This is a genomic window from Burkholderia sp. BCC1985, from assembly GCF_905339915.1.
Taxonomy (GTDB): domain Bacteria; phylum Pseudomonadota; class Gammaproteobacteria; order Burkholderiales; family Burkholderiaceae; genus Burkholderia.
The window spans coordinates 25492-45940 of record NZ_CAJPGY010000042.1 but is presented as its reverse complement, the minus strand read 5'-3'; the positions used below and the strand labels follow the sequence as shown (position 1 = coordinate 45940).

21 protein-coding genes are annotated in these 20449 nt (G+C 67.4%); 14 read left to right on the top strand and 7 right to left on the bottom strand.

The annotated features are described in order from the left end of the window. Nucleotides 1–192: 192 nt before the first annotated feature. The gene (gene andR, locus U4Z31_RS30085; protein ID WP_044847553.1) at nt 193–1149 is read left to right on the top strand and encodes an anthranilate 1,2-dioxygenase regulatory protein AndR; all 957 of its coding nucleotides are present in this window, start codon (nt 193–195) and stop codon (nt 1147–1149) included. A gap of 240 nt (nt 1150–1389) precedes the next feature. Here andR and U4Z31_RS30080 read toward each other — a convergent pair whose 3' ends face one another. Next, nucleotides 1390–2280, bottom strand: a complete 891-nt coding sequence (locus U4Z31_RS30080; protein ID WP_321812214.1) for a LysR family transcriptional regulator — start codon at nt 2278–2280, stop codon at nt 1390–1392. A gap of 91 nt (nt 2281–2371) precedes the next feature. Here U4Z31_RS30080 and U4Z31_RS30075 point away from each other — a divergent pair, with 91 nt between their 5' ends. From U4Z31_RS30075 to catC, 3 genes are read left to right on the top strand one after another with little or no spacing between them, the layout of a single operon-like run. After that, nucleotides 2372–3505 (top strand): muconate/chloromuconate family cycloisomerase, encoded by a 1134-nt coding sequence (locus U4Z31_RS30075; protein WP_124893188.1) that lies wholly within the window; start codon nt 2372–2374, stop codon nt 3503–3505. A 36-nt stretch (nt 3506–3541) separates the two neighbouring features. After that, on the top strand, nt 3542–4444 hold the full coding sequence (gene catA / locus U4Z31_RS30070; RefSeq protein WP_044847556.1) for a catechol 1,2-dioxygenase: 903 nt from the start codon (nt 3542–3544) through the stop codon (nt 4442–4444). 43 nt (nt 4445–4487) lie between these two features. Continuing rightward, entirely contained in the window at nt 4488–4778 is a 291-nt protein-coding gene (gene catC, locus U4Z31_RS30065; RefSeq protein WP_044847557.1) for a muconolactone Delta-isomerase, read from the top strand. 145 nt (nt 4779–4923) lie between these two features. On the opposite strand, the gene U4Z31_RS30060 is transcribed toward catC, so the two are convergent. Beyond that, a complete protein-coding gene (locus tag U4Z31_RS30060) occupies nt 4924–5709 on the bottom strand; it encodes an NAD(P)H-dependent oxidoreductase (protein WP_321812213.1) in 786 nt (261 codons plus the stop codon). Nucleotides 5710–5795: 86 nt separating this feature from the next. Here U4Z31_RS30060 and U4Z31_RS30055 point away from each other — a divergent pair, with 86 nt between their 5' ends. Then, nucleotides 5796–6689 (top strand): LysR family transcriptional regulator, encoded by an 894-nt coding sequence (locus tag U4Z31_RS30055; RefSeq protein ID WP_321812212.1) that lies wholly within the window; start codon nt 5796–5798, stop codon nt 6687–6689. A 294-nt stretch (nt 6690–6983) separates the two neighbouring features. Beyond that, on the top strand, nt 6984–7394 hold the full coding sequence (locus U4Z31_RS30050) for a DUF2471 family protein (RefSeq protein WP_044847560.1): 411 nt from the start codon (nt 6984–6986) through the stop codon (nt 7392–7394). 24 nt (nt 7395–7418) lie between these two features. Here U4Z31_RS30050 and U4Z31_RS30045 read toward each other — a convergent pair whose 3' ends face one another. Next, on the bottom strand, nt 7419–9452 hold the full coding sequence (locus tag U4Z31_RS30045; protein WP_321812211.1) for an NADPH-dependent 2,4-dienoyl-CoA reductase: 2034 nt from the start codon (nt 9450–9452) through the stop codon (nt 7419–7421). Nucleotides 9453–9528: 76 nt separating this feature from the next. Here U4Z31_RS30045 and U4Z31_RS30040 point away from each other — a divergent pair, with 76 nt between their 5' ends. From U4Z31_RS30040 to U4Z31_RS30030, 3 genes are all read left to right on the top strand, one after another. Further along, nucleotides 9529–10611 carry an AraC family transcriptional regulator gene (locus U4Z31_RS30040; protein ID WP_321812210.1) on the top strand — a complete coding sequence of 361 codons (1083 nt, stop codon included), beginning with the start codon at nt 9529–9531 and terminating at the stop codon, nt 10609–10611. A 215-nt stretch (nt 10612–10826) separates the two neighbouring features. Beyond that, on the top strand, nt 10827–11267 hold the full coding sequence (locus U4Z31_RS30035; RefSeq protein ID WP_235879219.1) for a hypothetical protein: 441 nt from the start codon (nt 10827–10829) through the stop codon (nt 11265–11267). Beyond that, nucleotides 11264–11866 (top strand): hypothetical protein, encoded by a 603-nt coding sequence (locus U4Z31_RS30030; RefSeq protein WP_063927861.1) that lies wholly within the window; start codon nt 11264–11266, stop codon nt 11864–11866. Before U4Z31_RS30035 ends, U4Z31_RS30030 begins: the two co-directional genes overlap by 4 nt. 20 nt (nt 11867–11886) lie before the next feature. Here the strand turns inward: U4Z31_RS30030 and U4Z31_RS30025 are convergent, their stop codons facing one another. The 3 genes from U4Z31_RS30025 to U4Z31_RS30015 all read right to left on the bottom strand — a co-directional run bounded on the left by U4Z31_RS30025 (nt 11887) and on the right by U4Z31_RS30015 (nt 14070). Continuing rightward, on the bottom strand, nt 11887–12336 hold the full coding sequence (locus U4Z31_RS30025; protein WP_321812209.1) for an aconitase X swivel domain-containing protein: 450 nt from the start codon (nt 12334–12336) through the stop codon (nt 11887–11889). Continuing rightward, nucleotides 12329–13576 carry an aconitase X gene (locus U4Z31_RS30020; protein WP_321812208.1) on the bottom strand — a complete coding sequence of 416 codons (1248 nt, stop codon included), beginning with the start codon at nt 13574–13576 and terminating at the stop codon, nt 12329–12331. The genes U4Z31_RS30025 and U4Z31_RS30020 overlap by 8 nt, the downstream gene beginning before the upstream one ends. 65 nt (nt 13577–13641) lie before the next feature. Next, nucleotides 13642–14070: a MarR family winged helix-turn-helix transcriptional regulator gene (locus U4Z31_RS30015; protein ID WP_321812207.1), complete on the bottom strand. Its 429-nt coding sequence runs from the start codon at nt 14068–14070 to the stop codon at nt 13642–13644. A 112-nt stretch (nt 14071–14182) separates the two neighbouring features. Here U4Z31_RS30015 and U4Z31_RS30010 point away from each other — a divergent pair, with 112 nt between their 5' ends. From U4Z31_RS30010 to U4Z31_RS29990, 5 genes are all read left to right on the top strand, one after another. Continuing rightward, nucleotides 14183–15103 carry a LysR family transcriptional regulator gene (locus U4Z31_RS30010; protein WP_044847567.1) on the top strand — a complete coding sequence of 307 codons (921 nt, stop codon included), beginning with the start codon at nt 14183–14185 and terminating at the stop codon, nt 15101–15103. 107 nt (nt 15104–15210) lie between these two features. Beyond that, nucleotides 15211–15642 (top strand): MarR family winged helix-turn-helix transcriptional regulator, encoded by a 432-nt coding sequence (locus tag U4Z31_RS30005; protein WP_044847568.1) that lies wholly within the window; start codon nt 15211–15213, stop codon nt 15640–15642. Between the two features lie 61 nt (nt 15643–15703). Further along, entirely contained in the window at nt 15704–16792 is a 1089-nt protein-coding gene (locus tag U4Z31_RS30000) for an HlyD family secretion protein (protein WP_124523777.1), read from the top strand. Between the two features lie 13 nt (nt 16793–16805). Next, nucleotides 16806–18380 carry a DHA2 family efflux MFS transporter permease subunit gene (locus U4Z31_RS29995; protein WP_124488781.1) on the top strand — a complete coding sequence of 525 codons (1575 nt, stop codon included), beginning with the start codon at nt 16806–16808 and terminating at the stop codon, nt 18378–18380. A gap of 16 nt (nt 18381–18396) precedes the next feature. Next, the gene (locus U4Z31_RS29990) at nt 18397–19833 is read left to right on the top strand and encodes an efflux transporter outer membrane subunit (protein ID WP_321812206.1); all 1437 of its coding nucleotides are present in this window, start codon (nt 18397–18399) and stop codon (nt 19831–19833) included. Between the two features lie 142 nt (nt 19834–19975). Here U4Z31_RS29990 and U4Z31_RS29985 read toward each other — a convergent pair whose 3' ends face one another. Further along, nucleotides 19976–20386 (bottom strand): TIGR02594 family protein, encoded by a 411-nt coding sequence (locus tag U4Z31_RS29985; protein ID WP_044847572.1) that lies wholly within the window; start codon nt 20384–20386, stop codon nt 19976–19978. Nucleotides 20387–20449 lie beyond the last annotated feature (63 nt).

Below are 20449 nucleotides of genomic sequence, written 5' to 3'. Positions count from 1 at the left end.
CCGGTTCGTTGATTCCATGGAGCCGATTTTTGAAAAGCTAATATTCGGCGTCTATCCGGAAAGTGCGATTGCGGCGGCGCAATATCCACTTTCGGCGGATTTCTGCGCTAGCATGGCGACACACGCGACCCGGCGCACGATCGCGACCCATTCGTCGGATCGAAGCGCGCGTCCACACCAAGGCCGATGCCCATGTCCCCAACGTCGTTCGAGCCGCTTGCGCTGCGCGCGCACCGGCTGTTCGAATCCCGCGATCTCGACGAGACCCGCGAGCGGATCTCGCGCGTGATGCAGCCGCACGCGCTGCTGCCGAGCGGGCGCGTGCAAGGCGCATCGCATATGGATTTCGTCCGGCTCGGCGGGCTCGGGATCGGCACCATCGCGTTCGGCGATGCGATGCGCGTGCAGGTCGACGCCGTCGACGGCTATTACCTGCTGATGTTCTGCCTGTCCGGGCAGGCGGAAGTCCACGCGATGGGCCGCCGGCTCGGCGTCGACGGGCAGACGGGCGTGCTGTGCGCGCCCGGCGAGCGCTTCGACGCGGTGCTCTCCGCCGACTGCGAGCAGTTCGTGCTGCGCATCGATGCCGCGACCGTCGGCTCGCTGACCGGCGATCCGCGCGCGATGCTCGACCCCGTGCTGCACATCAGCGATGCCGCGCTCGCCGCGTGGCGTCAGCAGCTGATGCTCGTCGCCCGCTCGCCCGAACTGCTCGAACGCGCGAATGCCAACCCGCGCGTCGCGTCGCAGCTCGAGCACCTGCTGATCGATCTGCTGATCGAAGGCCACCCGCCGTCGGTACCGAGCGCGCGCCTCGATCCCGCGCCGGGCTTCGTGCGGCGCGCGCAGGAGTTCGTGAACGCGCATTACGCGCAGCCGCTGCAGCTCGCCGATATCGTCCAGGCCGCCAACGTGCCGGAGCGGACGCTGCGCGACGCCTTCCTGCAGTTCCGCGGGATGAGCCCGATGCAATACCTGCGCGCGACGCGGCTCGAACATGCGCGGGAGTTGCTGCGCGGGTCGGCGTCCGAGAGACGGATCGCCGATATCGCACTCGATTGCGGATTCACGCACCTCGGGCGGTTCGCGATCGCGTACCGGGAGAAGTTCGGCGAATCGCCGTCGGAGACGCTCGACGGGAAGCGGTAGGCAGGTGCCGGGCTTGTCGGGGTCGGTTGCCTTGCTGCTTGCGCCTTGCCGCCTTACCGCCTTACCGCCTTACCGCCTTGCCTCCTTGCCTCCTTACCGACTCCCCGCCTGATCGACCTGATCGCCTCGCTACGCGCCTGCATCTACGGCAAATGACATCGCATCGCGATGCCCTCTCCGAATTCGGCGTAGCGTGGCGGAATTGACCGTTAGTTGCAATCGATACGGAAACGGCCGGCCCTACGCCGCCGGCGCGATCATCGCCCGCGCGATCGCGCAGAACGCGGTCGTCGCGGCGCTTTCGCCGTGCAGCCGGCGGCTCATGATGATCGGCGACGTCGCCGTGGGTTCCGGCAGCCGCCGGTAGACGACGCCCTTCACGCGCACGCCTTCCACGCTTTCCGGCACCAGCGACACGCCCACCTGCGCGGCGACGAGGCCAAGCGCCGTCTGCAGTTCGCGCACCTCGTGCACGGCCGCGGGCACGAGCGCGCCGTCGCGCAGCGCGGACAACTGCTGGTCCGCGAAGCTCGGCCGCGGCGTGCTCGGATAGACGATCAGCGTCTCGTTCGCGATGTCCGCGAGCGTCAGCGGCCGGTCCCGATCGGCGAGCGGATGCCCGACCGGCAGCGCCGCGATCAGCTTTTCCTCGATCAGCGCCTCGCGCACGAGCTGGTCGTCGTCGAAGCGCAGGCGGCCGAACCCGACGTCGATCCGCCCGCCCTTCAGCGCGCCGAGTTGCTCGAGCGTGAACATTTCGATCAACGACAGCTCGACGTCCGGCTGCGCCTCGCGAAACGCGCGGATCACGTCCGGCAGCGCGCCATAGAGCGTCGACGGCACGAAGCCGATCACGATCCGCTCCGACAATTGCGCGAGCCGCCGCGTCAGCGGGCCGAGCTCGTCGGCCTGTTCGACGACCCGCGTCGCCTGCGCATAGAACACGCGGCCCGCGTCGGTCAGTTTCAGCGGCCGCGCGCCGCGCTCGAACAGCGGCAGCCCGACCTCGTCCTCGATCGCCTGGAGCTGGCGGCTCAGCGGCGGCTGCGTCATGTGCAGCCGCTCCGCGGCCCGCGTGATGTTCATTTCCTCCGCGACGGCGATGAAGTAGCGGAGCTGGCGCAATTCCATTTCATGCCTCAAAGGTATGGAAGTAGTCGGAAAGAGTGTTGGACGACGCCGGGCGGGAATTCCTACCATGTGCACCAACAGGAGGAATCGCATGATAGCAACTGCCGCCACCATCGAACGCATCGACACGCTGCTCGTCGACGTGCCGACGATTCGGCCCCACAAACTGTCGGTCGCGACGATGAATTGCCAGACCCTCGTGCTGGTTCGCGTTCGATGCACGGACGGTATCGAAGGCGTCGGCGAGGCGACCACGATCGGCGGGCTCGCGTATGGCGAGGAGAGCCCCGAGAGCATCAAGGTCAACATCGACACCTACTTCGCGCCGCTGCTGCAAGGCATGGACGCGACGCGTCCGGGCGCTGCGATGGCGCGTGCGCGCAAGCTGTTCCAGGGCAACCGGTTCGCGAAGTGCGCGCTCGAAACCGCGCTGTTCGATGCGCAGGCGCGCCGCCTCGGCGTGCCGCTGTCCGAGTTGTTCGGCGGCCGCACGACCGACGCGGTCGACGTCGCGTGGACGCTCGCGAGCGGCGACACGCAGCGCGACATCGCGGAAGCCGAGGCGATGCTCGACGCACGCCGCCATCGCGCATTCAAGCTGAAGATCGGCTCGAACGCGGTCGACGACGACGTCGCGCACGTGATCGCGATCAAGCGCGCGCTCGGCGAGCGCGGCGACGTGCGCGTCGACGTGAACCAGGCCTGGACCGAAACCGACGCGATCCGCGCCGGCGCACGACTCGCGGACGCCGGCGTGAGCCTAGTCGAGCAGCCGATCGCCGCAACCAATCGCGCGGGGCTGAAACGCCTCACGCAGCTCGCGCACATTCCGATCATGGCCGACGAAGCGCTGCACGGCCCCGTCGATGCGTTCGCGCTCGCGCAGGACCGCGCGGCCGACGTGTTCGCGGTGAAGATCGCGCAGTCGGGCGGCCTGCTCGGCGCGGCGAGCGTCGCATCGATCGCGTCGGCGGCCGGCATCGACCTGTACGGCGGCACGATGCTCGAAGGCGCGGCCGGCACGATGGCGTCCGCGCAACTGTTCAGCACGTTCGGCTCGCTGAAATGGGGCACCGAGCTGTTCGGCCCGCTGCTGCTCACCGAGGAAATCCTCGTCGAGCCGCTGCGCTACCAGGATTTCAAGCTGCACCTGCCGGCGACGCCCGGCCTCGGCATCACCTTCGACTGGGCCCGCATCGAACGGATGCGACGCGACGCCCGCTGATCCCGCACGACACGACAACCGAAACCGGAGACACAGATGAACAAGCAAGCCATCGACGCCCTGCTGAAGACCTTCGACGACGCCGCGGAAAAGCCCGGCAATCCGCGCGTGCGCGCGATCGTCAACCGGATCGTGAAGGACCTCTGCTACACGATCGAGGATTTCGACGTGCAGCCGAGCGAGTTCTGGACCGCGCTCAACTACCTGAACGAAGCCGGCCGTGAATTCGGGCTGATCGCCGCGGGCCTCGGCCTCGAGCGCTTCCTCGACGTGCGGATGGACGAGGCCGAGGAGAAGGCCGGCTTCCACGGCGGCACGCCGCGCACGATCGAAGGGCCGCTGTATGTCGCGGGCGCACCGGAATCGGTCGGCCATGCGCGTCTCGACGACGGCACCGATCCGGGCCAGACGCTGATCATGCGCGGCCAGGTGCTCGGCCAGGACGGCACGCCGCTCGCGAATGCGCTCGTCGAGGTATGGCACGCGAACCATCTGGGCAACTACTCGTACTTCGATCAGTCGCAGCCGGCGTTCAACCTGCGCCGCTCGATCCGCACCGATGCCGAGGGCCGCTACAGCTTCCGCAGCGTGCTGCCGGTCGGCTACAGCGTGCCGCCGGGCAGCAAGACCGAGCAACTGCTCGACCAGCTCGGCCGCCACGGCCATCGTCCGGCGCACATCCACTTCTTCGTTTCCGCGGACGGATATCGTAAGCTGACGACGCAGATCAACATCGAAGGCGATCCGCATATCTGGGACGACTTCGCATTCGCGACCCGCGAAGGGCTGATCCCGAAGATCAGGCAGGCCGAGGGCGCGGAAGGCAAGCCGTATGGCGTCGACGGGCAGTTCGCGCTGATCGACTTCGATTTCTCGCTGCTCAAGGACAAGCAGGACGTGCCGGCGAGCGAAGTCGAACGGGTGCGGGCGCAGGCCTGAGCGGCCGTCCCGTTCGGCGAATCGACAACGCAAGGAGCGCAGGATGCTGTTTCATGTGGAAATGACCGTCCGCCTGCCGGCGGACATGGATCCGGTCAAGGCGGCCACGCTGAAGGCCGAAGAGAAGGCGATGTGCCAGCGGCTGATGAACGAAGGCGTCTGGCGGCATCTGTGGCGGATCGCGGGGAAGTATGCGAACGTCAGTATTTTCGACGTCGAGAGCGTGCAGCAGCTGCACGACCTGTTGAGTCAGCTGCCGTTGTTTCCGTATATGGAGATGGAAGTGCGGGCGCTGTGCCGGCATCCTTCTTCGGTGCGAGAAGATGATCGGTAAGCAGTGAATGTGAAGCGCGGCGTTATCGAACGGCCGCGCGAAGCACGCCCCCGGGCGGCCGGCGATTTTCTCGCCGGTCGCCCGGGACGTTTTGCACAGCCGCCGGGTTCAGGTGGCGCCCCGCGTCACGACGATGCAGTGACGATCACCGCTCGCTCGCCAGATGCGCCGCGAACCCGACCGTCCCCGGCGCGATTTCCGCCTTCAGCGTCAGCGCCGGAATGTCGTAGTCGCCCGCGTTCTGTCGCCGGAACGGAATCGGCTGCGCGCTCCACAGTTCGTCGAGACGCTTGCCGAGCGCCGCACGCGTTTCGTCGAAGCGCCCGTCGTCCATCCGGTGCGTCTGGTAAATCACGAACGGCGGCAGCACGTCGAACCCCGGGTAATACAGAATCCCGTGCTGGATCGGGAACAGCACGTCGTCGATCGGCCCGTTGATGCCGCGCGCGCTGTAATGCGACTCCCAGCCGCCCGTCGTGACGATCACCATCGCCCGTTTGCCGGCCAGCGAACCTTCGCCGTAACGGTCGCCCCAGTGCAGGTCGGAATGCTCGCCGACGCCGTACGCGAAGCCGTACGCATACACGCGCTCGACCCAGCCCTTCATGATCGCCGGCATCGAGAACCACCACAGCGGAAACTGCAGGATCACCGCGTCGGCCCACTTCAGCTTGTCCTGCTCGCGCGCGATGTCGTCGCGCTGCGTGCCCGTCTCGAACGCGCGCTTCGAATCGCGTGCGGGATCGAAGCGCGCATCGGGCGCACGGTCGGTCACGTCATCCGCGTCGAACGCGGCCTTCCAGTTCATCGCATACAGATCGGTCACCTGCACGGCATGGCCTGCCGCTTCGAGATGCTCGACCGCGAAATCCCGCAACGCACCGTTCAGCGAGCGCGGTTCGGGATGGGCGTAGACGATCAGCACGTTCATGTTCACTGCTCCGTTGATGGAATGACTGCAGGATGCTGCCGCCATCGGTATATTGGAAATGAATTCCCGATATTCCAGGTATAGCCGTGAACAATCTCAGACGACTAGATCTGAACCTGCTGGTCACGCTCGACGTGCTGCTCGCCGAGCACAACGTCACGCGGGCGGCCGAGAAACTGAACATGTCGCAGCCGTCGGTCAGCGTGCAGCTGCAGAAACTGCGCGACCTGTTCGGCGATCCGCTGTTGCTGCCGGGGCCGCGCGGGATGCGGCCGACCGCGCGCGCGGAAACGCTGCGCGAGCCGCTGCGAGATGCGCTCGAAGCAGTCGAACGCGCGGTGCTGACGGCCACGCCGTTCGATCCGGCAACCGCGACGAACACGTGGCGCGTGGCCGCAACCGACTACGGCGAATCGACGATCGTGCTGCCCGCGCTGAACACGCTGCGCTCGGCCGCGCCCGCGACGCGCCTCGCCGTCGTCGAACTCGTGCCGCCGCGCATCGAGCAGGACGCCGAGCGAAACGGTATCGACCTGGCCTTCCACACGACAGACGGTTCGCCGGAAGGGATGCGTCGCCTGCCGCTGTTCGTCGAACGTTACGTGCTGGTCGGCCGCGCCGGTCATCCGAAACTGAAGCGCCGCCCGACGCTCGCGCAGTTCGGCGCGCTGGAACACGTGATCGTGTCGCCCGACGGCGGCGGCTTCTTCGGCGTGACCGACGAAGCGCTCGCGAAAGCCGGCGCCACGCGGCGCGTGGTGCTGTCGGTGCCGCATTTCCTGTTCGTGATGACGGCCGTCGCCACAACCGACCTCGTGGCGATGCTGCCCGAGCGGCTGGTGCGCAACACGCCCGCATTGCGCGTCGTGGAGGCGCCGGTCGAGGTGCCCGGCTACGAGATGTCGATGCTGTGGCACGAACGCGTGCATCGCGATCCGGCGCATCGATGGCTGCGGGAGACGATTGCCGCGTCGGTGTAGCTCGCCAGACGGGCGGTCGGCGCAGTGAGGCCACCGCGAGGTTCCGAGACACGACGTGCGCAGCGCGATGCAGCGAAGAGCACGGAGCAGAAACGCGCTTCTTGCTAATGCGGCTTCATGCGTCGGCCGCCTTCGCCGGTCGCCCGAATCCGCTCACCCGAAGCCGGTCGCCGCACGAACACAATCATTTTCAGCACTTGAAACCGCCTCGAACACTGTATATATTTACAGTGCTTTTGTACCATTTGACCCGAATTCCGTCACCCATGACGGACGGACTTTTGTGAGGCGACCATGTTTCAGTCATCCGCATTCGATCCCGAGCAACCCGGCTTCAACCCCGTCCACTTCGAGCGTGCCGCGCGGCAAGCGGTCGTCGATCTTCAGCGTGTCGTCGGCGGCCCCGCACAGCGGGCGCTCGGCTTGCGGCGCCGCAGCCATCCGGCCGCCGTCCGCACGATGAGCTGGCAGGCACTGCTGAATGTCGAGGAGCTGGCGTTCTCGAACACCGGCTTCCTGAACCGTAACGATCCGATGGTCGTCGACGCCTTCATTCGGCTGCGCGACAGCCGGATGGTCGCCGCGGACGTCGAGGAAGCCGTCGACTGGAAGCGCGACGACGACGATCTGCCCGCCGTCTATCTGATCGTCAAGGCGATGCTGGAAGCGGAAGAGCGCGAGACACAACGCGTCGAGATGGAGTGACGGCGGCGCCTCGCGGCCGTACCGTTACAGCCGCGCCGCGAGCCGCGAACCCTGATCGATCGCACGCTTCGCATCGAGCTCGGCCGCCAGTTCCGCGCCGCCGATCAGATGCACGGAGCGTCCGGCCGCCTGCAGCGGCGCGAACAGCGCGCGCTGCGGCTCCTGCCCCGTGCACAACACGATCGTGTCGGCTTCGATCAGTTCGTGATCGGTGCGCTGCTCGCCGTACGACACGTGCAGCCCGCGCGCATCGATCAGTTCGTAGTTCACGCCGCCGATCATCTTCACCTGCTTCATCTTCAGCGTCGCGCGGTGAATCCAGCCGGTCGTCTTGCCGAGCCCCTTGCCGAGCGGCGCGGCCTTGCGCTGCAGCAGCGTCACTTCGCGAGCGGGCGCCGCGACCTGCGCGCGCGTCACGCCGCCGCGCATCGCGGCCGGATCGGTCACGCCCCACTCCGCTTTCCACTCTTCCAGATCGAGCGTCGGCGACTCGCCGTCCTGCACCAGATACTCGGCGACATCGAAGCCGATGCCGCCCGCGCCGACCACCGCGACACGCCGGCCGACCGGCTGCCTGCCGGCGAGCACGTCGATATAGCTGAGCACGTTCGGCCCGTCCTGGCCGGGAATCTTCGGGTCGCGCGGCGCCACGCCGGTCGCGAGCACGATCTCGTCGTAACCGCCCGCGATCAGGTCGCTCGCGTCGACGCGGCGATTCAGGTGCAGGTTCACGCCGGTCAGCTCGACCTGCCGGCCGAAATAACGCAGCGCTTCGTCGAACTCCTCCTTGCCCGGAATCCGCTTCGCCATGTTGAACTGGCCGCCGATCTCCGCTGCCGCGTCGAACAGGTCGACGTGGTGGCCGCGCTGCGCGAGCACGGTCGAGCATGCAAGCCCGGCCGGCCCGGCGCCGACCACCGCGATGCGCTTCGGCTGCTGCACGCGCGTATAGATCAGCTCGGTCTCGTGGCAGGCGCGCGGGTTCAGCAGGCACGACGCGATCTTGTTCCTGAACGCGTGGTCGAGACACGCCTGGTTGCAGCCGATGCAGGTATTGATCTCGTCGGCGCGGCCCTGCGCGGCCTTGACGACGAATTCGGCATCCGCGAGCAGCGGACGCGCCATCGACACCATGTCGGCGCAGCCGTCCGCGAGAATCTGCTCGGCCACTTCCGGCCGGTTGATCCGGTTGGTGGTCACGAGCGGAATACCGACCTCGCCCTTCATCTTCTTCGTCACCCACGCGAACGCGCCGCGCGGCACCGACGTCGCGATCGTCGGCACGCGTGCCTCGTGCCAGCCGATCCCGGTGTTGATGATGGTCGCGCCCGCGCGCTCGACGGCCTTCGCGAGCTGCACGGTCTCGCTCCAGTCGCTGCCGTCGGGAATCAGGTCGAGCATCGACAGCCGGTAGATCAGGATGAAGTCGCGCCCGACCGCTTCGCGCGTGCGCTCGATGATCTCGATCGGCAGGCGGATCCGGTTCTCGTACGAACCGCCCCACTGGTCGGTGCGCTTGTTCGTATGCATCGAGATGAACTGGTTGATCAGATAGCCCTCGGAGCCCATGATCTCGACGCCGTCGTACCCGGCCTCGCGCGCGAGCTGCGCGCAGCGGACGAATGCACGAATCTGCCGCTCCACGCCGCTTGCGCTGAGTTCGCGCGGCGCGAACGGCGAAATCGGCGACTTGATCTTCGACGGCGCGACCGCGAACGGGTGGTAGCCGTAGCGGCCGGTATGCAGGATCTGCAGCGCGATCTTGCCGTCGTCCGCATGCACGGCGTCGGTGATCACGCGATGGCGCCGCGCGCCGGCCGACGTCATCAGCGTGCCGCCGAACGGCTTGGTCCAGCCGGCCACGTTCGGCGCGAAGCCGCCGGTCACGATCAGGCCGACGCCGCCGCGCGCGCGTTCGGCGAAATAGTCGGCGAGCCGCGGCAGCGTCTTGCGGCTGTCCTCGAGGCCCGTATGCATCGACCCCATCAGCACGCGATTCTTCAGCGTGGTGAAGCCGAGGTCGAGCGGCGCGAGCAGATGGGGAAAGGAGGTCGTCATGATGATCCTGCCGGTAAGCGATGCGTGTCATCGTAGGCCGCGCGCCGCCTTGAACGTGAGGGGGCAAACAGCCATAATGCTTGTCATTTCCGGCCAAATCGACATGACCTCCCCGTCTCGCAAGGATCACCTCGGGCTACGCCGGCCGACGATTCCGGTCGCCTATACGCGCCTGCTGCTGCAGGCGCTGGCCGCACGCGGCGTCGACCTGGCCGCGGTGCGCGCGGGCACCGGGCTGCGCGATGCGGTGTTGGCCGAACCGGACGCGCGCGTCGCGCCGTCGCAATGGGGCCGGCTCGTGCTCAACGCGATCGAGATCGGCGGCGATCCGGGCATCGGGCTCGCGTTCGGGCTGCTGCTGAAGCCGACCGTGCACGGCTTCCTCGGCTATGCGACGCTGACCGCGCGGGACATCCGGGAAGCGCTGGTCGTCACGCAGCGCTACTTCCGGATGCGCAACCGCCAATATCGGCTGACCTACGCGGAGGACGCGCACGGCGCGACGCTCGAACTGCAGGGCGTGCAGGCGAGCCCCGTGCTGCAGCATCACGTGATGTTCGAGTTCGTGCTGACGGGGCTCGCGCAGAACATCTCGCAGTGGTCCGGACGCGTGTCGCCGCCGATCGTGCTGCGCTTCACGTGGCCCGAGCCCGGTTATTTCGCGCGTTATCGCGACCAGTTGCCGCCGGTCGAATTCGGCTGCGCGGCGAACGCGCTGTGGATCGCGCACGACGTGCTCGACTGGCCGTTGCCGCTCGCCGACGAAGTCGCGCACCGGCAGGCGCTGGTGCAGGTCGAGCGCGAGTATGCGCAGGTACGCCAGGAGGAAGGCGATCTCGTCGAGCGCGTGCGCGCGGAACTGGCGCGAACGGCCGGCGACTATTCGAGCCCGGAGGCGCTCGCCGACGCGCTGCTGGTATCGACGCGCACGTTGCGGCGCCGGCTCGAGGACGCCGGGTCGAGCTATCGGCAATTGCTCGACGAAGCGCGGTTTCGCGACGCGAAGCAATTGCTCTGCGCGTCGGACCTCGACCTGAAGACGATCGCCGAGCGGCTGCAGTTCACCGACCCGGCGAATTTCACGCGCGCATTCCGGCGCTGGGCCGGGCAGACGCCGAGTGCGTATCGGGAAGCGGCGGCGGGAACCGCGCACGAATAACGGGAAAACGCGGGTGGCACCATACCGCCATACGCGTGGCCCCCATTTCATTTTCATCGGTATGATGAATGCCACGCCAACGCGATACGGGCCGACGCCCGCTTCCACCCATGTCCAGTCACACCACCGTGATCGAGTCGACGATCGACCGTATCGATACGAACCTGGTCCGTATCGCGGTCGACAACAAGAAGGTGCCGATTTATCGCGTGACGATGCAGGACGCCTGCTACTTCCTTTGCGCCGACGATATCGACGCCGACGCGTTCAAGCAGGTCGATCTGTTGAAACCCGGGATGGCGGTGCGCGCGTGCGTTTTCGACGACCATGGTCGTCGCCGAATCGCGTGGATCACCAGCAACGATCTGACGATTCAGCCCTACGACGCGCTCGCGCAAAAGGAACGTAATCTGTCGCTGCTCACATGGGCGTCGTGCGTGTTCGCGCTGAGCCTGCTGATCGGTAGCGCCGCGTTCAAATCCGGCTGGGCGCTCGTCCTCGCGCTGACCATGTTCGTCAGCATCATCAGCATGCTGGGCACGCTGCTCTCGATCGCCGGCTTGTCCGAACTGGTGTTCCGGCCGCAACGGCGCGAAGCCCAGGAAAAGTGGCAATGCCAGCCGCACCGGATCACATTCGAACGGAGCAACGTATGACCGATCGTTCCATGCGAATCGCGTCCGGCTGCGTGACGTCTGTCAGTCAGAAGACGATCAGTACGAAGGTCTGGAGCAACAACCTCGGCTGGACCACGCAAAGCATCGAGGAGATCGAGCTTCGACTCGACGCTTTCGATGCGCCGCTGACGCTCCGGACCGGCGCGACACGCGACCTGTTCGTCGTTGCGGGCGACCGGCTGGATGTCGCGTATGCCGCGTGGCGCGATAATCTCGCAATCTGCGGCATCCGCAACGTGACTGACGGTTCGATCTATCTCGTTCGTCTCGCACGCGTCGCCAGCGCCCGAACCGATGTCATCGTGACGATCGGCGTTCTGATCACCGTCGCGTTCGCCATCGGTATCATGTCCGCGCTACAAGGCAGCACGGACGGCATGCTCGACATCTTTGCGTGGTTTGGCGGAACCGCGCTCGGCTTCCTCGCGCTAAGCACCATCCTGCGTTCGGTGTTCGGCGTGATTGCCTGGCCCGAAATCCGACGGCTCAATCAGCCCGGCGGCAGACGCGAGATGAATGCGGCAAAAAACGCGCTGTCGCTCAAGGCGGCAGATGCGCCGCACATCCGCTTCCTCTGAGCCGACGAGCGCGCGATGCGTCAACCGTCGACGAAGATCCACGCGCCGCCGTCGCCCTCACCCGCCTCGATCCGCACCTCGCCGTTCGCGGCGACGATCGCGTCGTACACGTCGTCCGTCACGCACACCACCGGCACCGCGATCGCATACAGCTCGGCGGCGACGATCGCGCCGATCGAGATGATCAGGTCGCGCTCCTTCAGCACGATCCCGACCGGCCCCGTGCCGTTGCGCACCGCTTCCGCGAGCACGCTGCTGCTCGAACTCGAGCCCTTCGCGTGCGGCATCACCATGATCCGGCCGGCGAGGCTCGCGCCCGCCTGCGGATGCCCGCGATCGACGATCCGCCCCGCCCCCGAGTCGTAGCCGCCCCAGAAGCTGAGCGGCTTGTCGAGCACGATCGTCTTCGCGCATGCGCTGCCCGGCACGAGCGTGTCGCCCGTCAGTTTCCCGATCGTTGCATCAGTCATCGAATCGCACCTTTCCTTCGAACGCGGAACGCACGCATTCGCGCATGCTGCCGTACGCCACCGTGACGCCGATGTTCGCGGGCGCATACGACGCCCACTTCCCCGAGTTGGTCATCACCAGGCCCGACAGCTGTTTCATGACCGGCGTGATGTACGTGCAGGTATCGACGACGATCTGGATGCCGCGCGCGTCGAACTTGCCGGCGAGCCCGAGCTCGCCCAGCTCCCACAGGATGAAGCGGCTCGTGTTCACGTAGAAATCGCACTTCGGCCGGCCGTCGAACTGATCGAGCAGCGCGTCGAGCGTGCGGAACTCGGCCAGCGAGAAGTGCGGCGTGCCGAGCGCGACCGCGACGAGCGCATCGCCGGCCGCGCCGTGGTTCAGCGTGCGGCGGATCTCGTCGAGATCGGCCATCGCGACATCGACCGTGCGCTGCGCCGCCCGCCCGTGCAACGCGGCGTCGAGCGTCGGCGCCTCGGGCGTGACGCCCACCGCATGGAACAGCGCAACCGCCCCGCTCGATGCGGCAGCCGCGCCGAGCGCCTTGAGTTCGTCTTCGGTGGTGTCCGCGGGCAGCCCGACGATCGCCGGCACGGTCGCGCCGGCGATCCGGCCGATCAGAAGCCCAAGCGCCGCGAAATAGATGTCGCGCGAGGGCCGCTTGCCGAAGTCCGGCGCGTTGAACACGATCCGCGCCGCGCGATTCGCTTCGACGTGCAGCCCCGCATACGGCGCGCGCCCGGTGATCGCGGCGGCCAGGTCGAGAAAGTCGCCGTAGCGGCTGGTACGCGCACCGAGCACCGAATTGGCGAACACGATCGCATTGGATTCCGCCCACGCGATCTGCTGGCCCAGGCGCGGACGATTCTTCAGCTGATACGGCGCGCACGTGAAGCTCGATTCGCAGCCGAGCTGCAGATGCGCATCCATCAGGCGCTGCGCGTCGCGCTGGATCGCGCGGTCGCCGTGATACAGCTCGGGATGGATCAGGTCCAGCGACCCGACGTTCAAAGTGGTCGGCACCGCGACCCGCGCGCCGGTGTCGACGAAATACTCGACGAAGTCGAGGCTGGTCCGGCCGTGGTAAAGACAGCCGTCGATATGCGCGGACGTGATGTCGATCAGGTGCGGCGCCGACATGACCTCGGCCGTGCGCGCGACGATCCGCATCGCGCGCGCGACGCCGTCGCCGAATGCGCCGCGCAACATCGCGTCGTCGCGTTCGCTCAACTGCAGCATGGGGGGCTCCTCGTGTCTCGTCCGGTGGATCCGGATCGCTTTTGTCATACTACCGCGCGTCGCGCCTAGCGCTGCGCCGTCAGGCTGAACAACTCGTCGCGCAACGCCTGGGCGCGGCTCTGGCCGAATTGCGTCTCGAACTCGTCCTGCGCGGCTTGCCACGCGACCTTCGCCTGCGCGTAGGTGCGCTCGCCGAGCTTCGTCAGGCTGAGCGCATGCGCGCGGGCGTCATGCTCGGACGCGGCCGCGGCGACGAAGCCGTCGCGCTGCAGCGGCTTCAGCGCGCGCAACAGCGTCGTGCGGTCCATCACCAGCCGGTCGGCGAGTTCGCTCATCAACAGGCCGGGCCGGCGCGACAGGTTCGCCATGATCGAGAACTGCGCGGCCGTGACGCCGACCGGGGCCAGATGCCGCTCGTAGAGTTGCGTGACGAAGCGCGCCGCCTGACGCAGCGCGAGGCAATTGCAGGCCTGGGCCATCTGGATGTCGTTCATGACCGGCAATTTAAATGTGCATATGCATAAAGTCAATGTACACTCGGCCGTAACAAGGGCCGGCGCCGGCCGCGCGCATCCGGCGCCGCGCCATCGCTTCGAGGAGACGGACATGGACTACATCGACAAGCTGCGCATCTTCCGGTCGGTGGTGGAAATGCGCAGCTTCACGCGCGCGGCCGACATGCACGGCCTCGCGCGGCCGGTCGTGTCGCGGGCGGTCGCGGATCTGGAAGCGCGCTTCGGCAGCCGCCTGCTGCACCGGACCACGCGCCAGGTCTCGCTGACCGAAACCGCCGAGCGCATCTACGAGCGATGCGCGGCGGTGCTCGACGAACTCGACTCGCTGGAAGCGCAGGCGCAGTCGTACACGCGCGAGCCCGAGGGACTGCTGCGGCTCGTCGCGCACACGACGGCCGCGCTGAACCGGCTCGTGCCGCTGATCGCCGGTTTCAAGGCCGCGCATCCGAAGGTGCGGCTCGACGTCACGCTGACCGAGCGCCCGGTCGACCTCGTCGGCGAAGGCTATGACATCGGCATCGTCGTGCCGTACATGCTGACGAGCGAGACGACCGTCGTGCGGCTGATCGAACGCATTCCGGTGGTGATCGTCGCGACGCCCGCCTACCTGCGCGCGCATCCGCGTCCCGAAACGCCGGCCGAGCTCGCCGGCCACATGTTCGTGCCGATGTCGCCGTCGCTGCGCCGGCCCGCGCTGTCGTTCCGCGTCGACGGCGACACGCTGACCGTGCCGTTGAGCTTCGACGTCTCGTCGAACAGCCCCGTCTTCAACCGCGAAATGGTGATGCACGACTTCGGCATCGGCGTGGTGCCGAGAGCGCTCGTCGAAGCCGAACTCGCGTCGGGCGCGCTCGTGCAGTTGCTCGAAGGCGCCGATCTCGTCGACGCGTTCGTGGAAATCAAGCTCGCCTACGCGAACCGCGCGCTGCTGCCCGCGAAGGTCAAGGCGTTCATCGACTACACGGCCGCGTACTACGACCGCGAAGGCTCGATTGTTCCGGCCGCGGCCTGATCCGGCGCGCAAACGCACCTTTCCACCGCCGATTGGTACAGCCACGGCACCAATCTGATCCTGTCTCGCCGCTCGCTTCGCATCGCGTGGGCACCTAATATGTGCACATGCACAAGTCCACGCTTATCGATGACGATTGCTTCGCGGTCCGGCAAGCCGCCCGGCGAATCTCGCAGTTCTACGAGCGCTACCTGTCACGGGCGGGCGTCACGCCGTCGCAGTACAGCATTCTCGCGCTGCTGCGGGAGCGTCCGGGCCTGACGATGGCGACGCTGTCGGCCGTGCTGGTGATCGAGCGCACCGCGCTGTTGCGCGCGCTGAAGCCGCTGGTCGGCGCGGCGCTGGTCACGGGCCGGCTCGAGCCGCGTTGCCGGCGCCAGACGTTCGCGCTGACCGCGCACGGCGAAACGAAGATCGCCGACGCGCATGTGCACTGGCTCGCCGCGCAGGAAGCGTTCGAGCAGCGGTTCGGGCCGGCGCAGGCGGCCCGCCTCAGAGACGAATTGTTCCGGATCACGCACAACCTGCCGGAACGCTAACTTCCCCGATCGGCGACGCGTCGTCGGTCGTTTCAATAAGTGCATATACATAGGTGAATCGATGGAAACGACCCAAGCCGCTGCCTCCCGCGAGGCAGCCACAACCGACCGGCCGGCAAAGCAGCGCCGCGTGCCGTGGATGCGGATCGCGGTGGCCGCCGTCGTCGTCGCGGTCGCGGCCGCGGCGCTCGACTGGCTGTTCGTGCTGCGTTTCCAGGAGAGCACCGACGATGCGTATGTCGGCGGCGACGTGACGGTGCTCGCACCGAAGGTGAACGGTTTCGTCGACAAGATCCTCGTGACCGACAACCAGCGCGTGAAGGCCGGCGACGTGCTCGTGCAGCTCGATGCGCGCGACTACGATGCGAAGCTCGCGCAGGCGAGCGCGGAAGTCGACAGCGCGCGCTCCGCGGTGGCCGAACTCGAAGCGAAGCAGCAACTTCAATACGCGGTGATCGGCCAGCATGCGGCGGACCGGAATGCGTCGTCGGCCGAGCTCACGCGTGCGTCGTCCGATCGCGTGCGCTACCGCGAGCTCGTGAAATCCGATGCGGTATCGAACCAGATCGTCGAGCGCGCGGACGCCGATTACTCGAAGGCGGATGCGGCCGTCGCACGCAGCGACGCCGCGCTGCTCGCGTCGAAGCGGCAGCTCGACGTGCTTGGCGCGCAGCTCGCCGATGCGCGGGCCCGCGTGAACACGGCACTCGCCGCGCAACGCGTGGCGGCGCTGAACGTCGAGTACACGACGATCCGCTCGCCGGTCGACGGTTACGTCGGCAACCGCACGGGCCGCGTCGGGATGCTCGCGAACGTCGGCGTGCCGCTGCTGACGGTCGTGCCCGCGGCCGGGCTGTGGATCGACGCGAACTTCAAGGAAGACCAGCTGCGCAAGATGCGCTCAGGCGATCGCGTCGATGTCACGCTCGATGCGTCGAGCACGCGCCTCCACGGCCGCGTCGACAGCCTGGCGCCCGCGACCGGCGCGACCTTCAGCGTGCTGCCGCCCGAAAACGCGACCGGCAACTTCACGAAGATCGTCCAGCGCGTGCCGGTGCGCGTGCATCTCGATCCGCAGCCGGGCATCGAGCACGTGCTGCGCCCCGGTCTCTCCGCGGTCGTGACCGTGCATACCGACCACGCGAACTGAACGGGAGCCTGCGATGACCACCGCGATTTCCGGCGACCCCGCGTCGCAACCGACCAGGCAGCGCGTCTTCGCGTTCGCGCTGATGTGCGTCGGCTTCTTCATGGCGACGCTCGACATCCAGATCGTCGCGTCGTCGCTGCGCGACATCGGCGGCGGGCTCTCCGCGAGCCAGGACGAGCTGTCGTGGGTGCAGACGGCCTACCTGATCGCCGAGATCATCGTGATCCCGATGTCGGGCTGGCTGTCGAAGGTGATGTCGACGCGCTGGCTGTTCACCGCGTCGGCGGTCGGCTTCACGATCACGAGCATGCTGTGCGGGCTCGCGTGGGACATCAACTCGATGATCCTGTTCCGCGGGATGCAGGGCGCGCTCGGCGCCGCGATGATCCCGACCGTGTTCACGACCGCGTTCGTGCTGTTCCCGGGCAAGCAGCGGCTGATCGCGTCGACGACGATCGGCGCGCTCGCGTCGCTCGCGCCGGCGATCGGGCCGGTGATCGGCGGCTGGATCACCGATCAATGGTCGTGGCACTGGCTGTTCTACCTGAACCTCGTGCCGGGCATCGCGGTGGCCGCGCTGGTGCCGCGCTACGTGCACATCGACGCACCGGACCTGAGCCTCGTCAAGCGCGGCGACTATCTCGGCATCGTGCTGATGTCGGGCTTCCTCGGCTGCCTCGAATACGTGCTCGAGGAAGGCCCGCGCAAGAACTGGTTCGGCGATCACGTGATCGTGTTCTGCGCGTGGATCTCCGCCATCTGCGGCTTCCTGTTCATCGTGCACGCCCTGACCGCGGAAGACCCGATCGTCGACCTGCGCGCGCTCGCCGTGCGCAACTTCGGGATCGGCAGCCTGCTGTCGTTCGTGACCGGTATTGGGATCTTCGTCACCGTGTTCCTGACGCCGCTGTTTCTCGCGCAGGTGCGGGCGTTCAGTTCGCTGCAGATCGGCATCGCGCTGCTGTCGGTCGGCGCGTTCCAGCTGCTCGCGCTCTGCGCGTACGCGTTCGCCGCGCGCTACTTCAGCATGCGCGCGCTGCTCGTGTTCGGGCTGATCTGCTTCGGCCTCGGCTGCTACCTGTACACGCCGATCACGCACGACTGGGGCTGGCGGGAACTGCTGCTGCCGCAGGCGCTGCGCGGCATCGGCCAGCAGTTCAGCGTGCCGCCGATCGTGACGATGGCGTTGGGTTCGCTGCCGCAGTCGCGGCTGAAATCGGCGAGCGGCCTGTTCAACCTGATGCGCAACCTCGGCGGCGCGATCGGCATCGCGGTGAGCGCGACGATGCTCAACGACCGGCTGAACTTCCACTACCTGCGCCTGAACGAGCATGTGAGCGCCGGCGAGCCGCAAGTCGCGTCGCTGCTCGACCGCCAGGCCGCGTACTGGACCTCGGTGGCCGGCAACACGCTGGATACCGCGCAGGCCGGCCTCGCGAACCTGCACCGCCTGATCTATCGGGAAGCGCTGACGCTCACCTACGCGGATGCGTACTACGTGCTGTCGCTGTGCTTCGTGGTCGCGCTGGTCGCCGTCGCGTTTTCCCGTCCCATCACCCTCAACGCGCCGCCGCCGGACGCGCACTGAAGCCAAGGTCGTCATCATGAAAAAGCTACTCGTCGCGCTGGCCGTCAGCGCCTTCGCCGCAGGGTGTGCGGTGCAGCCCGCGCAGCATCCCGCGCTGCACGATTCCGTCCAGTCGCTCGCGCCCGCCGCGTGGGACACCGACGTGCCGCGCGCCGACATCGACGCCGCCGCGTGGTGGGCGCAGTTCAACGACCCCGTGCTCGACCGGCTGATCGCGACCGTGCTCGACGGCAACCTCGATCTGCAGGCCGCCGCCGAACGCGTGAAGCAGGCGCAGGCGCTGACCGTGCAGAAGCGCGCGGTGCTGCTGCCGGAACTCGACGCGACCGCGCATGCGGCCGACGAGCGCAAGAACACGCCGCCGCCGCTCGGCTACGTGCGACAGGCCGGTGCGGGGCTCGCGCTGAGCTGGTCGCCGGACGTGTTCGGCGGCGAACGGCTCGACCTGCTGGCCGCGCAGGCCGAGCTGGTCGGGCAAAAGCATGCGGAAGATGCGATGCGGCTCGCGCTCGCGGCCGATGCGGCCTCGGCCTATGTCGACCTGCGCTGGGCGCAGCAGGAACTGAAGATCCTGCAGGACAACGCGGCGATCCGCCGGCATGCGCTCGAACTCACGCGCAAGCGGCAGGCGTTCGGGCTGTCGACGGAACTCGACGTCACGCGCGCGCAGAACCAGCTCGATGCGCTGGAGGCGCGGATTCCGCCGACGCAGGCGCAGATCGCGCATCAGCTCAACCTGATCGCCGTGTATTCGGGCCGCACGCCCGAATCGGTCGACCGGCTCGTGCTCGCGCAGGCCGGCGCCATTCCGGCGCCGCCGGCCGGGTCGCCCGCCACGCTGCCGTCGCAGGCGCTGCTGCGCCGGCCGGACGTGCTGACCGCTTACGCACAGGTCGAGCGGCGCGCGGCACAGGTCGGTGTCGCGAAGGCCGAGCGGTATCCGAAGTTCTCGCTGAACCTGACGGACGGGATTCTGGCCGCGTCGTATCTCGGCTTGCCGACGCTGACCGACAACCTGTTCAGCGCGGCGCTGAGCGCGACGAGCCCGATCTTCAACGCGGGGCGGATTACCGCCGATATCTCGCAGAGCGAAAGCCGGATGCGCGAGTCTGAACTCGGGTTGCGGCAGACGATGCTGCAGGCGTTGCGCGAGGTCGAGGATGCGCGCGCGAACCTCGTCAGCAGCGATGAAGCGACGCAGCGGCTCGGCAGCGCGCTCGCGGCATCGGACAAGGCGCTCGGGCTGGCGAACCAGCTCTACAAGGGCGGCGCGACGGATTTTCTGGACGTGCTGTCGGCGCAGGAGGTGTATCTGCGGGATTCGGACGCGCTCAACCAGGTCAGGCGCGAGCATGCGCTGGCGGCGGTCGCGTTGTATCGCTCGCTCGGGGGCGGGTGGAGCAGGAATGATGCGGCCGGTGGGCCCGAGGTGGAAGCCGTGGCGAAGAACTAGGCGCGATCACGATACGGCGCCGGCCTCGACACGTGCCGGGGCCCCGCTCTTCAGCCGCACGATCCCGGGCAGTCGACCGACAACGCGATCAAGCAAGCCGCCAACCACGCGATTGCGAATTCGCGTATGCCGGCGGACGAGGTCATCCTGCGTCGGGCCAACGGTAACCGATCACTTCGTTCAGCGGGTACGCAAGCTCGCGTACCTCTTCAAGCTGATTGCCGCCGAACAGATGCACGTGCTCGTCGTCATGGCTCAAGTAGAACCCGACATGCCCTTTCCAGCTCGCGGGATCGTCGCGCGTCAGGATCGCGATGCAGCCGTAGACCGGGCTGTCCAGCGGGCGGCCCCATTCGAGCCACGAACGCGCGAGCGCCGACCCGGTGCCGCGAATGCCCGCGTGCGTCATGCACCAGTTGACGAACGAAGAGCACCAGGAAATCTTGTCGTCGTAGCCGACCAGATTCGTCCGGTTGTTGTACTCGACGATGCGCGGGTTCACGCTGCCGGGCGGATGGCGGCGGATGCCGAGTTCGGCCAGGGCGACGGCCATCCACGGCGGATCGGCGGCGTCCGGGTTGCGCTCAGGATTTGCTCGGGTCACGTCGTTCTCGGG

Coding starts and splice junctions, on each gene's coding strand:
- andR (WP_044847553.1), top strand. CDS start 193: ATGTCCCCAACGTCGTTCGAGCCGCTTGCGCTGCGCGCGCACCGGCTG.
- U4Z31_RS30080 (WP_321812214.1), bottom strand. CDS start 2,280: ATGGAATTGCGCCAGCTCCGCTACTTCATCGCCGTCGCGGAGGAAATG.
- U4Z31_RS30075 (WP_124893188.1), top strand. CDS start 2,372: ATGATAGCAACTGCCGCCACCATCGAACGCATCGACACGCTGCTCGTC.
- catA (WP_044847556.1), top strand. CDS start 3,542: ATGAACAAGCAAGCCATCGACGCCCTGCTGAAGACCTTCGACGACGCC.
- catC (WP_044847557.1), top strand. CDS start 4,488: ATGCTGTTTCATGTGGAAATGACCGTCCGCCTGCCGGCGGACATGGAT.
- U4Z31_RS30060 (WP_321812213.1), bottom strand. CDS start 5,709: ATGAACGTGCTGATCGTCTACGCCCATCCCGAACCGCGCTCGCTGAAC.
- U4Z31_RS30050 (WP_044847560.1), top strand. CDS start 6,984: ATGTTTCAGTCATCCGCATTCGATCCCGAGCAACCCGGCTTCAACCCC.
- U4Z31_RS30045 (WP_321812211.1), bottom strand. CDS start 9,452: ATGACGACCTCCTTTCCCCATCTGCTCGCGCCGCTCGACCTCGGCTTC.
- U4Z31_RS30040 (WP_321812210.1), top strand. CDS start 9,529: ATGCTTGTCATTTCCGGCCAAATCGACATGACCTCCCCGTCTCGCAAG.
- U4Z31_RS30035 (WP_235879219.1), top strand. CDS start 10,827: ATGCAGGACGCCTGCTACTTCCTTTGCGCCGACGATATCGACGCCGAC.
- U4Z31_RS30030 (WP_063927861.1), top strand. CDS start 11,264: ATGACCGATCGTTCCATGCGAATCGCGTCCGGCTGCGTGACGTCTGTC.
- U4Z31_RS30025 (WP_321812209.1), bottom strand. CDS start 12,336: ATGACTGATGCAACGATCGGGAAACTGACGGGCGACACGCTCGTGCCG.
- U4Z31_RS30020 (WP_321812208.1), bottom strand. CDS start 13,576: ATGCTGCAGTTGAGCGAACGCGACGACGCGATGTTGCGCGGCGCATTC.
- U4Z31_RS30015 (WP_321812207.1), bottom strand. CDS start 14,070: ATGAACGACATCCAGATGGCCCAGGCCTGCAATTGCCTCGCGCTGCGT.
- U4Z31_RS30010 (WP_044847567.1), top strand. CDS start 14,183: ATGGACTACATCGACAAGCTGCGCATCTTCCGGTCGGTGGTGGAAATG.
- U4Z31_RS30005 (WP_044847568.1), top strand. CDS start 15,211: ATGCACAAGTCCACGCTTATCGATGACGATTGCTTCGCGGTCCGGCAA.
- U4Z31_RS30000 (WP_124523777.1), top strand. CDS start 15,704: ATGGAAACGACCCAAGCCGCTGCCTCCCGCGAGGCAGCCACAACCGAC.
- U4Z31_RS29995 (WP_124488781.1), top strand. CDS start 16,806: ATGACCACCGCGATTTCCGGCGACCCCGCGTCGCAACCGACCAGGCAG.
- U4Z31_RS29990 (WP_321812206.1), top strand. CDS start 18,397: ATGAAAAAGCTACTCGTCGCGCTGGCCGTCAGCGCCTTCGCCGCAGGG.
- U4Z31_RS29985 (WP_044847572.1), bottom strand. CDS start 20,386: ATGGCCGTCGCCCTGGCCGAACTCGGCATCCGCCGCCATCCGCCCGGC.